Source organism: Streptomyces sp. R302, from assembly GCF_012927245.1.
Classification (GTDB): domain Bacteria; phylum Actinomycetota; class Actinomycetes; order Streptomycetales; family Streptomycetaceae; genus Streptomyces.
On the sequence record NZ_JABBGE010000001.1, the window covers coordinates 555571 to 571085 of the forward strand.

General features: G+C 70.9%; 9 protein-coding genes, 3 tRNA genes and 1 pseudogene. 7 read left to right on the forward strand and 6 right to left on the reverse strand.

What is annotated here, in order from left to right; genetic code table 11:
- Nucleotides 1-7: 7 nt before the first annotated feature.
- From HHL19_RS02475 to HHL19_RS02490, 4 genes and pseudogenes are all read left to right on the forward strand, one after another.
- Complete coding sequence (locus HHL19_RS02475; RefSeq protein ID WP_169085052.1) at nucleotides 8-1309, forward strand: deoxyguanosinetriphosphate triphosphohydrolase; 1302 nt, start codon at nucleotides 8-10, stop codon at nucleotides 1307-1309.
- A gap of 127 nt (nucleotides 1310-1436) precedes the next feature.
- Nucleotides 1437-2699 (forward strand): FAD-dependent oxidoreductase, encoded by a 1263-nt coding sequence (locus HHL19_RS02480; RefSeq protein WP_169085054.1) that lies wholly within the window; start codon nucleotides 1437-1439, stop codon nucleotides 2697-2699.
- Between the two features lie 22 nt (nucleotides 2700-2721).
- A complete protein-coding gene (gene dnaG, locus HHL19_RS02485; RefSeq protein WP_169085056.1) occupies nucleotides 2722-4626 on the forward strand; it encodes a DNA primase in 1905 nt (634 codons plus the stop codon).
- 218 nt (nucleotides 4627-4844) lie between these two features.
- Nucleotides 4845-5756, forward strand: a pseudogene (locus HHL19_RS02490) (RNA polymerase sigma factor); the annotation flags it as partial.
- 103 nt (nucleotides 5757-5859) lie between these two features.
- On the opposite strand, the gene HHL19_RS02495 reads toward HHL19_RS02490, so the two are convergent.
- Genes HHL19_RS02495 through HHL19_RS02510 form a run of 4 tightly spaced genes read right to left on the reverse strand, consistent with a single transcriptional unit; the run spans nucleotide 5860 to nucleotide 11363 of the window.
- Nucleotides 5860-7788 carry an ABC transporter ATP-binding protein gene (locus tag HHL19_RS02495; RefSeq protein WP_169085058.1) on the reverse strand — a complete coding sequence of 643 codons (1929 nt, stop codon included), beginning with the start codon at nucleotides 7786-7788 and terminating at the stop codon, nucleotides 5860-5862.
- The gene (locus HHL19_RS02500) at nucleotides 7788-9521 is read right to left on the reverse strand and encodes an ABC transporter ATP-binding protein (protein WP_169085060.1); all 1734 of its coding nucleotides are present in this window, start codon (nucleotides 9519-9521) and stop codon (nucleotides 7788-7790) included. The genes HHL19_RS02495 and HHL19_RS02500 overlap by 1 nt, the downstream gene beginning before the upstream one ends.
- A gap of 51 nt (nucleotides 9522-9572) precedes the next feature.
- Entirely contained in the window at nucleotides 9573-11012 is a 1440-nt protein-coding gene (locus HHL19_RS02505) for an FGGY family carbohydrate kinase (protein WP_169085062.1), read from the reverse strand.
- Nucleotides 11013-11048: 36 nt separating this feature from the next.
- On the reverse strand, nucleotides 11049-11363 hold the full coding sequence (locus HHL19_RS02510) for a YtxH domain-containing protein (RefSeq protein ID WP_169085064.1): 315 nt from the start codon (nucleotides 11361-11363) through the stop codon (nucleotides 11049-11051).
- Nucleotides 11364-11521: 158 nt separating this feature from the next.
- On the opposite strand from HHL19_RS02510, the gene HHL19_RS02515 reads away from it, so the two are divergent.
- The 3 genes from HHL19_RS02515 (at nucleotide 11522) to HHL19_RS02525 (ending at nucleotide 11919) form a co-directional block, all read left to right on the forward strand.
- Nucleotides 11522-11594: transfer RNA gene (locus HHL19_RS02515), tRNA-Asn, on the forward strand.
- 5 nt (nucleotides 11595-11599) lie between these two features.
- A tRNA-Asn gene (locus HHL19_RS02520) sits at nucleotides 11600-11672 on the forward strand.
- Between the two features lie 173 nt (nucleotides 11673-11845).
- Nucleotides 11846-11919: transfer RNA gene (locus HHL19_RS02525), tRNA-Ile, on the forward strand.
- Nucleotides 11920-12441: 522 nt separating this feature from the next.
- Here the strand turns inward: HHL19_RS02525 and HHL19_RS02530 are convergent.
- Together HHL19_RS02530 and HHL19_RS02535 are read right to left on the reverse strand one after the other, a co-directional pair.
- Entirely contained in the window at nucleotides 12442-13086 is a 645-nt protein-coding gene (locus HHL19_RS02530; protein WP_169085066.1) for a hypothetical protein, read from the reverse strand.
- 1 nt (nucleotide 13087) lies between these two features.
- A complete protein-coding gene (locus HHL19_RS02535; protein WP_206324481.1) occupies nucleotides 13088-15508 on the reverse strand; it encodes a glycoside hydrolase domain-containing protein in 2421 nt (806 codons plus the stop codon).
- Nucleotides 15509-15515 lie beyond the last annotated feature (7 nt).

Genomic DNA, 15515 nt, shown 5'->3' on the forward strand with positions numbered 1-15515 from the left:
TCGAGGCATGGCAGGCTACGACGGCACCAGCGAGACCCCCGGGTACGACCCGACCGCCACCGAGCGCTGGGCCGGCGAGCCCGACAAGCGCCCCGGCCGCACCGCCTTCCAGCGCGACCGCGCCCGCGTGCTGCACTCCGCCGCCCTGCGCAGGCTCGCCGGGAAGACCCAGGTCGTCACCCCCGGCACCCGGGGATACGCCTGGGACGCCAGCCCCCGCACCCGGCTCACCCACTCCCTGGAGTGCGCCCAGGTCGGCCGCGAGCTCGGCGCCGCCCTCGGCTGCGACCCCGACCTCGTCGAAGCCGCCTGCCTCTCCCACGACATGGGTCACCCGCCCTTCGGGCACAACGGCGAACAGGCGCTCAACGACGTCGCCAAGGACTGCGGCGGCTTCGAGGGCAACGCCCAGTCGCTCCGCCTCCTCACCCGCATCGAACCCAAGCGCTTCGTCCCCGGCCCCGACGGCGAGCCCGTCTCCGTCGGCCTCAACCTCACCCGCGCCGCCCTCGACGCCGCCACCAAGTACCCCTGGCCGCGCGGCGGCCACCCCACCGAACCCGGCTCGTCCAAGTTCGGCGTGTACGAGGACGACCTGCCCGTCTTCGAGTGGATCCGGCGCGGCGCCCCCGACCAGCGCAAGTGCTTCGAGGCCGAGGTCATGGACTGGTCCGACGACGTCGCCTACTCCGTCCACGACTTCGAGGACGGCCTGCACGCCGGCCACATCGACCCCAACCTCCTCCACGCCGAGCCCGAGCGCGCCGACGTCTTCGCCGTCGCCCTCGGCCGCTACGTCCCCGAGGACACCGACCCCGCCGAACTCGCCGAGGCCCTCGACCGCCTCCTCGACCAGGAGTGGTGGCCGCACGGCTACGACGGCTCCGCCGTCGCCCAGGCCCGCCTCAAGGACGCCACCAGCCAGCTCATCGGCCGCTTCTGCCTCGCCGCCGAGGGCGCCACCCGGCAGGCGTACGGCTCCGGCCGCCTCACCCGCTACGGCGCCGAACTCGTCGTCCCCCGCGCCACGCGCAACGAGTGCGCCGTCCTCAAGGCCGTCGCCGACCGGTACGTCATGCAGCGCGCCGAACAGGAGGCGCTCCGCGCCGACCAGCGGATCGTCGTCGCCGAACTCGCCGAGGCGCTCGTCGCCCGCGCCCCCGACGGACTCGAACCGCAGTTCCGCGCCCTCTTCGCCGCCGCCCCCGACGACCGTTCCCGCAAGCGGGTGATCGTCGACCAGATCGCCTCCCTCACCGACGCGTCCGCCCGGGCCCTCCACGCCCGCCTCCGAACCCCCGGTCCCTAGGGTCGTTCGCCCTCTTTCGCCTTCCGGCGCCGTGCGGGACCCTCGCATGCACGTCCCGGGGCGGTGCGACCGGGGCCGGGCCCGGGGGCGTAGCGTAGAGAATCGGTCGCAATGAGGAGGAATCACCGTGGTCGACGCAGATCAGACCTTTGTCATCGTCGGCGGGGGCCTGGCCGGCGCCAAGGCGGCGGAGACGCTCCGCGCCGAGGGCTTCAACGGCCGGGTGATCCTCATCGGCGACGAGCGCGACCACCCCTACGAACGCCCCCCGCTCTCCAAGGGCTACCTCCTCGGCAAGAAGGACCGGGACTCCACCCTCGTCCACGAACCCGCCTGGTACGCCGCCCACGACGTCGAGCTCCACCTCGGCCAGAGCGTCACCGCCGTCGACCGGGACGCCCACACCGTCCGCCTCGGCGACGGCACCGTCATCCGCTACGACAAACTGCTCCTCGCCACCGGCTCCGAGCCCCGCCGCCTCGACATCCCCGGCACCGACCTCGCCGGCGTCCACCACCTGCGCCGGCTCTCCCACTCCGAGCGGCTCCGCGACGAGCTGAAGGCCCTCGGCCGGGACAACGGCCACCTCGTCATCGCCGGCGCCGGCTGGATCGGCCTGGAGGTCGCCGCCGCCGCCCGCACCTACGGCGCCGAGGTCACCGTCGTCGAGTACGAGCCGACCGCCCTCCACCGGGTCCTCGGACCCGAGCTCGGCCAGCTCTTCGCCGACCTCCACACCGAGCACGGCGTCCGCTTCCACTTCGGCGCCCGCATCACCGAGATCACCGGCCAGGACGGCATGGTCCTCGCCGTCCGCACCGACGACGGCGAGGAGCACCCCGCCCACGCCGTCCTCATCGCCGTCGGCGCCGCCCCCCGCGCCGCCCTAGCCGAGAACGCCGGCCTCGCCCTCGTCGACCGCGCCGACGGCGGCGGCATCGCCGTCGACTCCTCCCTGCGCACGACCGACCCCGACATCTACGCCGCCGGCGACGTCGCCGCCTTCGACCACCCCTTCCTCCACCACCGCATCCGCGTCGAGCACTGGGCCAACGCCCTCAACGGCGGCCCCGCCGCCGCCCGCGCCATGCTCGGCCAGGAGGTCTCCTACGACCGGATCCCGTACTTCTTCACCGACCAGTACGACCTCGGCATGGAGTACTCCGGCTGGGCGCCCCCGGGCTCGTACGACCAGGTCGTGGTCCGCGGCGACACCGGCAAGCGCGAGTTCATCGCCTTCTGGCTCCACGAGGGCCGGGTGATCGCCGGGATGAACGTGAACGTGTGGGACGTCACAGAGCCGATCCAGAAGCTGATCCGCTCGCGTGCCACCGTGGACCCCGATGCCCTCTGCGACCCCTCCGTACCCCTGGACGGCCTGGTTCCGTAGGGGACCCCCGTACACTTCATGCGTGGCAGGCAGGATCAACGATGACGACGTGAAGGCGGTCCGGGACGCGGTCCCGATCGACTCCGTGGTGTCCGAATACCTCCAGCTCCGCAACGCCGGCGGCGGGAACCTCAAGGGACTCTGCCCCTTCCACGACGAGAAGTCGCCCTCCTTCCAGGTCAGCCCCAGCAAGGGACTCTTCCACTGCTTCGGCTGCCAGGAGGGCGGCGACACCATCGCCTTCGTGATGAAGATCGACCACCTCTCCTTCTCGGAGACGGTCGAGCGCCTCGCCGCCAAGGCCGGCATCACCCTCCGCTACGAGGAGGGCGGCTACAACCCCGGCCACCAGCGCGGCGAGCGCATCCGCCTGATCGAGGCCCACAAGGTCGCCGCCGAGTTCTACGTCGCCCAACTCGCCTCCCCCGAGGCCGAGATCGGCCGCAAGTTCCTCGCCGAGCGCGGCTTCGACCAGGCCGCCGCCGAGCACTTCGGCGTCGGCTACTCCCCGGCCGGCTGGGACCACCTCACCCGCTTCCTGCGCGGCAAGGGCTTCTCCGACAAGGAACTGATCGTCTCCGGCCTCTCCCAGGAAGGCCGCCGCGGCCCCATCGACCGCTTCCGCGGCCGCCTCATGTGGCCCATCCGGGACGTCGGCGGCGAGATCGTCGGCTTCGGCGCCCGCCGCCTGCGCGAGGACGACAACGGCCCCAAGTACCTCAACACCCCCGAGACCCCGGTCTACAAGAAGTCCCAGGTGCTCTACGGCGTCGACCTCGCCAAGAAGGAGATCGCCAAGACCAGCCGGGCCGTCGTCGTCGAGGGCTACACCGACGTCATGGCCTGCCACCTGGCCGGCGTCACCACCGCCATCGCCACCTGCGGCACCGCCTTCGGCGGCGAGCACATCAAGATCCTCCGCCGGCTCCTCATGGACAACGGCTCGGCCCGCGTCATCTTCACCTTCGACGGCGACGCCGCCGGCCAGAAGGCCGCCCTGCGCGCCTTCGAGGACGACCAGAAGTTCGCCGCCGAGACGTACATCGCCATCGCCCCCGACGGCATGGACCCCTGCGAGCTGCGCCTCGCCAAGGGCGACGACGCCGTCGCCGACCTCGTCGAGCCCCGCACCCCGCTCTTCGAGTTCGCCCTCCGCCAGATCGTGAACCGCTACGACCTGGACACCCCGGCCGGCCGGGCCGCCGCCCTCGACGAGGCCGCCCCCGTCGTCGCCAAGATCAAGAACGTCTCCTCGCAGCACGAGGTCGCCGTCCAGCTCGCCGGCCTCGTCGGCATCCTCGACACCCAGTTCGTCGTCCGCCGGGTCGCCCAGATCGCCCGCTGGCAGCGCGGCGGCGGCAAGGAGCAGGGCGGCCCCCAGCGCGGCGACGGACAGCGGCAGCAGCGCTCGTACGGCGAGGTCCAGGCCCCCAGCGGCCCCGCCGGACCCGCGCTCAACCTGCGCAGCCCCGCCCACCGCACCGAGCGCGAGCTGCTCAAGCTCGCCCTCCAGTACCCGGCGCTCGTCTCCCCGGCCTTCGACGCCTACGGCACCGACGAGTTCACCGCCCCGCCCTACGCCGCCGTCCGCCAGTGCGTCCAGGACGCCGGCGGCGCCGACGGCGCCCCCGCCGACTACCTCGACGCCGTCCGCGAGGCCGCGCCCAACGACACCGTCCGCGCCCTGGTCACCGAACTCGCCGTCGAGACGATCTTCGCCAAGACCATCGACGAGGTGTACGCGGGCGCCCAGCTGGTCCAGGTCCGGCTCCGCGCCGTCGACCGGCGCATCCGCGACGTCCAGGGCACCCTCGCCCGGCTCGGCGCCCACGGCGACCCCGAACAGCTCGCCGCCGTGCAGAACGAGCTGTGGGTCCTCACCCAGTACGGCCAGTCCCTCCGCAACCACGGCGCCGCCGCGCTCTGAGGCACGTTCGGTCACGGACCGGACTCAAAAAGTCACCGCACGCCCCTCGTGGCGGCGTTGTGTCGTACTCCACACTGGGGCGGGTGACGGAGCCGTTCCGCCCCTCCTGGAGGTCGCCCGCCGTGCAGACCGAGATCCAGACCACCGAACCGGACGAACTGCCCCCGCTCCCCGAGGTCCCGGCCCAGCGGCGCCGCGCCGCCGACCCCGGCGGCAACGGCCCCTCCGCCGACCTCTTCCGCCAGTACCTCCGCGAGATCGGCCGCATCCCCCTCCTCACCGCCGAGGAGGAGGTCGAGCTGGCCCGCCGCGTCGAGGCCGGCCTCTTCGCCGAGGAGAAACTGGCCCGCACCCCCGACCTCGACTCGCAGCTCGCGTACGACCTCGACCGGCTCGTCGTCTTCGGCCGGATCGCCAAACGGAAGCTGATCGAGGCCAACCTGCGGCTCGTCGTCTCCGTCGCCAAGCGGTACGTCGGCCGCGGCCTGACCATGCTCGACCTCGTCCAGGAGGGCAACCTCGGCCTCATCCGGGCCGTCGAGAAGTTCGACTACGCCCGCGGCTACAAGTTCTCCACCTACGCCACCTGGTGGATCCGCCAGGCGATGTCCCGGGCCCTCGCCGACCAGGCCCGGACCATCCGCGTCCCCGTCCACGTCGTGGAACTCATCAACCGCGTCATCCGCGTCCAGCGCCGGCTCCTCCAGGAACGCGGCACCGAGCCCACCGCCGAGGAGGTCGCCGCCCACCTCGACCTCACCCCCGGGCGGGTCGTCGAGGTCCTCCGGCTCGCCCAGGAACCCGTCTCCCTGCACACCCCCGTCGGCGAGGAGGAGGACGTCGACCTCGGCGACCTCATCGAGGACGGCGACGCCGCCTCGCCCGTCGAGTCCGCCGCCTTCCTGCTGCTCCGCCGCCACCTGGAGGACGTCCTGTCCACCCTCGGCGAGCGCGAGCGCAAGGTCGTCCAGCTCCGCTACGGCCTCGACGACGGCCGCCCCCGCACCCTGGAGGAGATCGGACAACTCTTCGGCGTCACCCGCGAACGGATCCGCCAGATCGAGTCCAAGACCCTCTCCAAGCTGCGCGACCACACCTACGCCGACCAGCTGCGCGGCTACCTCGACTAGAGCCCCGACCCGCAGGGTGACCGACGGCACCCAGGAACTCTCGGTCGTGTGACCCGTGACGCACACGATGCGGCACGGGTCACCGCGCGGTCGATCGTCCGGGTCAGTCGACCTCGACGACCGCCTCCGCGAACTGCGCCGCGTACAGCCGGGCGTAGGCGCCGCCCGCCGCGAGCAGCTCCTCGTGGCTGCCCTGCTCCACGATCGAGCCGTTCTCCATCACCAGGATCACGTCCGCGTCCCGGATGGTGGAGAGCCGGTGCGCGATCACGAAGGAGGTACGGCCCTGGGCCAGCCGGGCCATCGCCTTCTGGATCAGCACCTCGGTACGGGTGTCCACCGAGCTCGTCGCCTCGTCGAGGACCAGGATCACCGGGTCCGACAGGAACGCCCGGGCGATGGTGATCAGCTGCTTCTCGCCCGCGCTGACGCCCGCGCCCTCGTCGTCGACGACCGTGTCGTAGCCCTCCGGCAGGGTGCGGACGAAGCGGTCGGCGTGGGCCGCCCGCGCGGCCTCCTCGACCTCCGCCCGGGTCACCTCGCGGGTGGCGCCGTACGCGATGTTGTCGGCGATCGTCCCGCCGAAGAGCCAGGTGTCCTGGAGGACCATGCCGATCCCGGCCCGCAGCTCCTCCCGGGACATCGACGCGATGTCCGTGCCGTCCAGCGTGATCCGGCCGCCGGTCACCTCGTAGAACCGCATGAGGAGGTTGACCAGGGTGGTCTTGCCGGCGCCCGTGGGGCCGACGATCGCGACCGTCTGGCCGGGTTCCACGGTGAGCGACAGGTCCTCGATGAGCGGCTTGTCGGCCTCGTAGCGGAAGGAGACGTGCTCCAGGGCGACCTTGCCCTTGAAGTCGCGCTCCTCCTCGGCGGCGGGCGCGTCCGGCGCCTGCTCCTCGGCGTCGAGCAGCTCGAAGATCCGCTCCGCCGAGGCGACGCCCGACTGCACCAGGTTCGCCATCGACGCCACCTGCGTCAGCGGCATCGAGAACTGGCGCGAGTACTGGATGAAGGCCTGCACGTCACCGATGGAGAGCGTGCCGCTCGCCACCCGCAGACCGCCGACCACGGCCACCAGGACGTAGTTGATGTTCGAGACGAAGAACATCACCGGCTGCATCATGCCGCTGTTGAACTGCGCCTTGAACCCGGCCTCGTACAGCGCCTCGTTCTGCTCGCGGAAGTCCTTCGCGGCCTCGTCCTGCCGGCCGAAGACCTTCACCAGGGTGTGCCCGGTGTACATCTCCTCCACGTGCGCGTTGAGCGCGCCCGTCGACTTCCACTGCTGCACGAAGTGCGGCTGCGAGCGCTTGCCGATCCGCGCCGCGACCACCACCGACACCGGCACGGTGACCAGCGCGACCAGGGCGAGCAGCGGCGAGATCCAGAACATCATCGCCAGCACGCCGACGATGGTGAGCAGCGAGTTGATGAGCTGGCCCATCGACTGCTGCAGCGTCTGCCCGACGTTGTCGAGGTCGTTGGTCGCCCGCGACAGCACCTCGCCGCGCTTCGCCTTGTCGAAGTACGACAGCGGCAGCCGCGACAGCTTCGTCTGGACGTCCTCCCGCATCCGGTACACGGTGCGGTTGATCACCCTGATCGACATCCGGGTGGAGACCAGCATCAGCAGGCCCGCCGCCACGTACACCGCCAGCGCGAGCAGCAGCACCTCGCCGACCGCGCCGAAGTCGATGCCGCGCCCGGGCGTGAAGTCGACCCCGGACAGCATGTCGGCCATCCCGCCGTCACCGTCGGCCCGCAGCTTCGCCAGGGCCTGCGCCTTCGTCACGCCCTCGGGCATCCGCCGCCCGACCACGCCCGCGAAGACCAGGTCCGTCGCCCGGCCGAGGATCTTGGGGCCGACGACCGCGCCCGCCACCGACAGCACGCCGGCCAGCAGCATCACCCAGAGCGCGGTCCGCTCCGGCGCGAGCTGCTTCAGCAGCCGCTTCGACGAACCCTTGAAGTCCATCGACCGCTCACCCGGGGCGCCCCCGGCCATCATGCGTCCGCCAGGACCGGCCATCAGGCTGCCTCCGCCTCGGTCAGCTGGGAGAGCACGATCTCCCGGTACGTCTCGTTCGCCGCCATCAGCTCGTGGTGGCGGCCGGTGCCGACGACCCGGCCCTCGTCGAGGACCACGATCCGGTCGGCGTCCCGGATGGTCGACACCCGCTGGGCGACGATCACCACGGTCGCGTCCGAGGTCTCGTCGGCGAGCGCCGCCCGCAGCCGGGCGTCCGTCTCGTAGTCGAGCGCGGAGAACGAGTCGTCGAAGAGGTAGATCTCCGGCCGCTGCACCAGCGTCCGCGCGATCGCGAGCCGCTGCCGCTGACCGCCCGACACATTGGTGCCGCCCTGCGCCACCGGCGCGTCCAGACCGCGTTCGAGCTTCCGCACGAAGTCGGCGGCCTGGGCCACCTCCAGGGCGTGCCACAGCTCCTCGTCGGTCGCGTCGGGATTGCCGTACCGCAGGTTCGACGCCACCGTCCCGGAGAACAGGTACGGCTTCTGCGGGACGAGCCCGACCGTCCGCGCCATCAGCGCCGGGTCCAGCTTCCGCACGTCCACCCCGTCGACGAGGACCTCGCCGCCGGTCACGTCGAAGAGCCGCGGCACCAGGCCGAGCAGCGTCGACTTGCCGGAGCCGGTCGAGCCGATGACGGCGGTGGTCTCGCCGGGGCGGGCCACCAGTTCCACGTCCTGGAGCACGGACTCCTCGGCGCCCGGGTAGCGGAAGTCCGCCGCCCTGACCTCCAGGTGCCCGCGCCGGTCGAGGGTGGTGACCGGCGCGGCCGGCGGCACCACGCTGGACGAGGTCCCGAGGACCTCCTCGATGCGCTCGGCACAGACCTCGGCGCGCGGCACCATCATGAACATGAAGGTGGCCATCATGACCGCCATCACGATCTGCATCAGATAGGCGAGGAAGGCGGTCAGCGCGCCGATCTCCATCCCGCCGCTGTCGATGCGGTGCGCGCCGAACCAGACCACGGCCACGCTGGACACGTTCACGACCGTCATCACGGTCGGGAACATCAGCGCCATCAGCCGGCCGGTGGAGAGCGACACACTTGTCAGCTCGCCGTTGGCACCGCGGAAACGCTCCTCCTCGTACCCGTCCTTCACGAAGGCGCGGATGACGCGGTTGCCGGTGATCTGCTCGCGCAGCACCCGGTTCACCGTGTCGAGCCGCTCCTGCATGGTCCGGAACAGCGGCCGCATCCTCTTCACGATCAGCGTGACCGAGATGCCGAGCACCGGCACCACGGCGAGCAGCACGCCGGAGAGCGGCACGTCCTGGCCGAGGGCCATCACGATGCCGCCGACGCACATGATGGGCGCGGAGACCATCAGGGTGAAGGCCATCAGGACCAGCATCTGGACCTGCTGGACGTCGTTGGTCGTCCGGGTGATCAGCGAGGGCGCGCCGAACTGCCCCAGCTCGCGGGCCGAGAAGGACTGCACCCGGTCGTAGACGGCGCCGCGCAGGTCACGGCCGACCGCGGAGGCGGTCCGCGCGCCGTAGTACACGGCCCCGATGTTGCACACCACCTGGACGACCGAGACGCCGATCATCAGCGCGCCGAAGCGCAGGATGTAGCCGGTGTCCCCGTTGACGACGCCCTCGTCGATGATGTCGGCGTTCAGGGTGGGCAGGTAGAGGCTCGCGCAGGTCGCCAGGAACTGGAGCAGGACGAGCAGGGCGATGGGTTTTCGATAGGGCCGCAGGTGGGTTCGGAGAAGTCTTATGAGCACGGTTCCCACTATCGCCCGAGGGCGCCGGGCGTTACGACTGGTTTAGGCCTGTCAGCCGCCGAAGGCCCCCGGGTGGATCTGCTCCCGCGTCGCCACGTACTGCTGGCGCACCGCCTGTCCGACCGCCAGCTCCTCGCCCGGCTCCAGGACCTGCGCGGCGGCGCCCTGCCAGGCCGGGGGAGCGGACGGCGAGAGCGTGCCGCGGGCGACGCCGAGCGCCCAGGCGGCCTGCTTGGCGGCGCCGAGCGCCGCGTAGTCGGCCGGCTGGGGGACGACGACCTGGGTGCCGAACAGCGCGGGCGCCAAGGCCTGCACGGCGGGCAGCGCGGCCGTGGCGCCGAGCAGGAAGATCCGCCGGACCTCGACCCCGCGGCCGCGCACCACGTCCAGGGCGTCGGCGAGCCCGCACAGCATGCCCTCGAAGGCGGCCCGTGCCAGGTGCTCGGGCTTCATCGCCTCGCGGCGCAGCCCGGTGAGGGTGCCGGCGGCGTGCGGCAGGTGCGGGACCCGCTCGCCCTCCAGGTAGGGGAGGAGCACCAGGCCGGAGGAGCCAGGGGTGGACTTCAGGGCGAGCGCGGAGAGTTCCTCCAGCGACTCGGCGCCGAGCATCTCGGCGGTGCCGCGCAGGGTGCGGACGGCGTTGCTGACGGAGACGACCGGCAGGTGCATGCCGGTGGCGTCGGCGTACGAGGTGACGGCGGCGCCCGGCCGGTCGAGGGCCTCGTGGTGCACGGCCATGACGGAGCCGGAGGCGCCGAGGGAGACGACGGCGTCGCCGGCGCCGAGCCCGAGCCCGAAGGCGGCGGCCATGGTCTCGCCGGTGCCGGCGGAGATCAGCAGCCCCTCGGGCGTGGTCCCGGCGGGCTCCGCGGGCCCGAGCACCTCGGGCAGCGCGACGCCGTGTCCGAGCGCGAGCTCGACGAGGTCGGGGCGGTAGGCGCCGGTGCGGGCGGACCAGTAGCCGGTGCCGGAGGCGGCGCCCCGGTCGGTGGTGCGGCGGGCCGGGCGGCCGAGGAGCTGCCAGACCAGCCAGTCGTGCGGCTGGAGGACGGCGGCGATCCGGGCGGCGTGCTCGGGTTCGTTCCGGGCGAGCCAGCGGAGCTTGGCGACGGGGAGGCCGGACTGGGGGACGCCGCCGACGGCCTCGCCCCAGGCCTCGCGCCCGCCGAGGGCCTCGACGAGGTCGGCGGCGGCGACCTGGGCCCGCTTGTCGTTGCCGACGAGTGCGGGCCGCACGAGCCCGCCCTGCGCGTCCAGCGGGACGACGCCGTGGGCCTGCGCGCAGACGCCGATGGCCTCCACGCCTTCGAGGAGCCCGCCGGTCGCGGCCTCCCCGAGCGAGAGCAGCCAGGTCTGCGGATCGACGTCGGTGGCCTTGGCGTCGACCGGGTGCGGGGCGTGCCCCTGCCGCAGTACGGCCCCGGTGTCCGTGTCACAGACCACGATGCGCGTGGCGTCCGAAGAGCTGTCGAGTCCGGCGACTATCCCCATGACACCCGATTCTGCATCACGCGGGCCGGTTCCGGCTCAGGTGTTGCTGGTGCCCCAGTCGTCGTCCTCGCCGAACCGCCCGTCGGGGTGGGCGCGGCCGCGCAGGGCGGACACCCGGTCGGTGACGGCGGGCGGCAGGTGGTCGCCCACCTTGTCGCCGACGACGTGCGCGGCCTTCCCCGCGTACTGGCGGCCGGTGTGGGCGGCGGTCTCCGCCGCGTTCCGCACGGCGGGGCTGCGCGCGAAGTCCTTGGCGGCCTTCTTCATCTGCTCGTACTTCTCGCGTCCCGCGCGCGTACCGATCACGTAACCGAGCGCGAGACCCGCGACGAACGTCAGCTTGTACCGCACGCTGCGATCCTTCCCTGGAGGGTCCTGGGGATGCCCCGGGACTGTCCCGGGGATACCGATTGGCGGAGCACCCCCCTGCTTGCGCTAATGTATGTCTCGCAGCGAGCGCCCGCCGCCCGGGAGACCCCGGGCAGGACCGTTCGGTGCAACCGCAGCAATCCCCTGTAGCTCAATTGGCAGAGCAGCCGGCTGTTAACCGGCAGGTTACTGGTTCGAGTCCAGTCGGGGGAGCGCGATCCCCTGTAGCTCAATTGGCAGAGCATTCGGCTGTTAACCGGAGGGTTACTGGTTCGAGTCCAGTCGGGGGAGCAGAGCGAAAGAGGACCCTCAGGGGTCCTCTTTCGCGTTTCCGGGAACCATCCGCCCCCGCACGCGGTCTTCATGGTCGAGCAGCACCGATCGTGCCGATCATCCGAAGCAGGAGATCGTATGAGCGGCTATGCTGCGGCAGACGGCGCGCACACTTGTACGCGCGTCGCCCGGGGGCGGTAGCTCAGCCGGTTAGAGCAGCGGACTCATAATCCGTCGGCCGTGGGTTCGAGTCCCACCCGCCCCACCGAAGAAAAACGTTCTGACGTGCGGAAACGCCCCTGGAGGGGTGTTTCCGCGTGCAGCGATCGCCTCGCATCAGTGCGGCGGAACGGGCGCCCCCGGCTTGTGTCACAGGGGTCGTACCTTCTTGACCTGCGGTTTTGGGTGGAGCGTGGGTGTGGAACCGCGTCGATGTTCCCACGGCGACCCCACAACTCCTGCGTGTGACACGCCGCACATCACGCCGAATATCTGCGCTCCTTGCGGGTCGGGTGGTGGGGTGTACCGGGCCCAGGCCACGCGTGCCTGGGCCCGCTCATCGGATCGCGGCGGCGCGGGACAGGGAGCCGAAGGTGCCGTCAACCGTGCCCGGGTGGACGCCGCCGAGTGCTGCCTGCCCGTCCGGCGTTCTGGTACCGAAGAAGTGGAATCGTCTCCCGGGGCTTTTCGTGCCTGTGCCGGGGCAGGCGATCAGTACCGCCGACCGCACCGGCGGCGAGAAGACCGAGGCCGAGCTTCCATCGGCTTGAGCGCAGGACGACAGTCGTCAGTTCTTGCTCTGAGCCCTGGCCAGACGGCGGGCCTTCGCGCGGCGCTCCGGTGAGGCCGGGTCCTCCACCGCGCCGGGACGCGGGCCGTCGTGGTGCACGGCGCGGCCGCGGAAGGCCCTCGTGAGCCGCGTGAAGGCCTTCGCGTCCGGTCCGACGTCGATCTGGAAATGACCCGCGGCGGCGGGCGAGAGGTCCGCACCCCAGCGCACCACACCACCGCAGTCGGCCAGGATGTCGCGGACCACCGCCTCCTGATGCGGCCACAGGCCGTCACCCGCCCCGAGCAGCGCGATCGCACTGCCGGAGAGGTGGTTCGACTCGTACGCGGCCCGAACGGCGCGGTCGCTGCGGTGCCCCAGGACGTCCTTGGAACTGTGCAGCGGCACCACCTCGTAGTGCCAGCGTCTCGCGACATGCAGCAGCACCGCCGACGCCTCACGGTGCAGACGCACGGTGGCGGGGGAGCCCTCGATGCGGAACGAGTCGATGGCATCCGGGTCGATGACCCAGCCGTTGTCGCTGCGCCGCGCGCTCCACGTGCCGTCGGCCGCGACCGCGGACCCGGTGAGCACGCCGCCCAGCGCGGCGCCCGCGCCCAGGGCGCCGGCGGAGAGGAGGACGGATCGTCGTGTCAGTGTCATGTCATATGCCCTTCTCGGCGTCGACGCGCTCCGCGAGCTCGAACGCGTAGGCGAGGACGAAGCTGGCCAGCAGGTTCGAGGCGATGTTGGCCGGACGGTCCTCCGCGCCGAGGCTCCAGCCACCGCTCAAGAACCAGGAGCCCCCTCGCACTTCGAGGTCCGAGTCCACGCCGAGGAGCATGTTCCTGGCGAGGGACTGCGCTCTCGCGATGTCGCTGCTGAAACGATCCCTGAAGAACTGCGTGTAGCGCCGCTGGCAGACCCGGTCGCCGGCCGCCGGACTGTCGGTGCCGTAGTAACGGGCGAACGCTGTGGGGAGATTGATCTCCTCCGTCCTGATGAGCCGCATGATGTTGAACGCGTCGGCGTCCTGGACCCAGTCGTCGTTCGCGAACTTGGATACGGTGTCACGCCGTCCCAGGTAGTCCTGGGCGTACAGCATGGGGTTCGGGTACTGCTCCTTGACCGTCCGCCATCCTGCGTAGAACGACGCGAGGTCACCGGCCCAGCCGCCCATGTCCCCCAGCGTCACGCGGTCGGCGGTCCCCGGAGACCTCAGGCACATCTCCAGGGTCGCCATCAGGTGCTCCGTACCGGTGGGGGCCCCGGTCACCGGATCGGTGAAGTGCTTCTTGCCGGCGAGGGTGATCCCCTGCCTCGCCAAGTGATCGATCCAGCCCTCGTCGATTCCCGACTCCAGGATCGTGTTCCAGGCGAGGTTGGCGTACTTCTCCTGCCGGAAGAACATGCAGATGAGGCGGTACGGTTCGACTGCCGGGTTGTACTTCAGAGCCTCCGTGAACAGGCGCTGGACGAGGTCGATGAAGTCCTGTGCGGGGGAGCGGGCGGGATTGAGCACGGACGTTCCAGGGTCGGAGAAGCGGCGCCACACGTTCCGGTCGATCTCCCAGGCTTCGCCGAAACTTCCGCTGCCGTAGCTGAACGTGCCGTTGCGGATCTGGTTGAACGACCAGTTCGCGGGCAGCGGGTAGCCGAGGTTGCCGGAGAACCCCCAGGACAGGCCGGAGACGAACGACCAGGTGGCTCCGACGCGGCGGGTGACCGCGCTGCACACGTTCCGGGAGCCGTAGACGCCGTAGGTGTAGCGGTTCGTCCGGCCCAAGGCCGCGCGTACGCCGCGGAAGTAGTCGATGACCACGTCCATGTCCGCCGCGGTGGCGTCGAAGTCCACGGCGAAATAGATGCAGGTGCCGCGGCCGAACCCGAACTCCCGCGCCCTCTTCTCGGCCACGTCGCCTTGCTCGAAGCCCTTGTCGTACGTGAAGTTCCAGTCGTACTTGGCGTTCCACTGGAAGATCGGGTACACCTTCAGGCCGCCGCGGAGGATGTCGCCCAGCTCGGCACTGGTGAGCGCCTTCCCCAGGTAGTCCTCATGCTCAGGGGGGAGGTGTTCGTCGAGGTAGCGGCCCACGATCTGGAACCCGGCGCGGCTGAGCGCCTGCGCGCGGACGAAGGTGAGCGGTTCCGCCTCGTCGCACGCGGTGGTCTCGCGGAACTCGTTGCCGGTGGAGACCAGGAGCTGCGCCCAGGTGTCGAAGTCCGACTTGCCGGTCACATGGATCTGGCTGAACTTCTGGAAGGCCCGGACGAAGCTCTCCGTCTTGTCGATGTACTCGCGGCGGATCGCCGTCGTGGTCACGCCCTCGCCCTCTACGATCGGCGAGTTGAACACGCACAGGGCCGTGAACAGATGGACCAGGTCCCCGCTGCTGCCCACGCTCAGGGTGGGCAGCTCCTTGAGCTTCGCCTTGGTGTTCGCGCCGAAGTACCCGCCGATCTCCGAGCGGGGGATGCCGATCTCGAACTGGAGGGCCTTCATCACGGCCTGCTGCACATCACGCGAGTAGAAGCCGTCGCATGGACTGAGGTCCATGGTGGTGATGTCCTCGCCGTACACGTAGTTCAGGTTGAGATGCTGCTGGAACGACCGGATCTCGGTGGTGCCGCCGGGGACACGCCGGAACTGGTCCATCCGCAGGAGTGCCTTGATGAACTGCACAAGGAGCCTGGTGGGGATGTTGGACATGGTGGCGGCCGAGGACAGCCCGGCGTCACCGATCAGGTCGTTCATCGAGTCGGTGGTCGTCGAGGTCCATTGACTTGCCGGTGAAGCGCCGGGGTACCCCTTGCACCACAGGGCGTAGTTGACGATGCGGACGATGTTGGCGTTGGACTCGGAGGAACGGATACCGCCGCGTGCCTCAAGGGCGCTGAACGTGCCCGGACCGAAGTTCCGTACGGTCGGGGAGATGCCCAGCTCGTGCTGGAGGCCCTGGGTGAGGCTGAGGACCGTCTGCCATCCGGTGCTGCCGTCCTGGGCACAGCGGACGTACCCGGCGGCCACGCCGTCGTAGGTCGCGTTCACCCATTGCTGGGCCGCGAGCACATTGGGATCTTCCATGCGATAT

Excerpts from the sequence above, each read along its gene's own strand:
- HHL19_RS02475 (WP_169085052.1), top strand. The coding sequence starts at position 8 with ATGGCAGGCTACGACGGCACCAGCGAGACCCCCGGGTACGACCCGACC.
- HHL19_RS02495 (WP_169085058.1), bottom strand. The coding sequence starts at position 7,788 with ATGGCCGGTCCTGGCGGACGCATGATGGCCGGGGGCGCCCCGGGTGAG.
- HHL19_RS02505 (WP_169085062.1), bottom strand. The coding sequence starts at position 11,012 with ATGGGGATAGTCGCCGGACTCGACAGCTCTTCGGACGCCACGCGCATC.
- HHL19_RS02530 (WP_169085066.1), bottom strand. The coding sequence starts at position 13,086 with ATGACACTGACACGACGATCCGTCCTCCTCTCCGCCGGCGCCCTGGGC.
- HHL19_RS02535 (WP_206324481.1), bottom strand. The coding sequence starts at position 15,508 with ATGGAAGATCCCAATGTGCTCGCGGCCCAGCAATGGGTGAACGCGACC.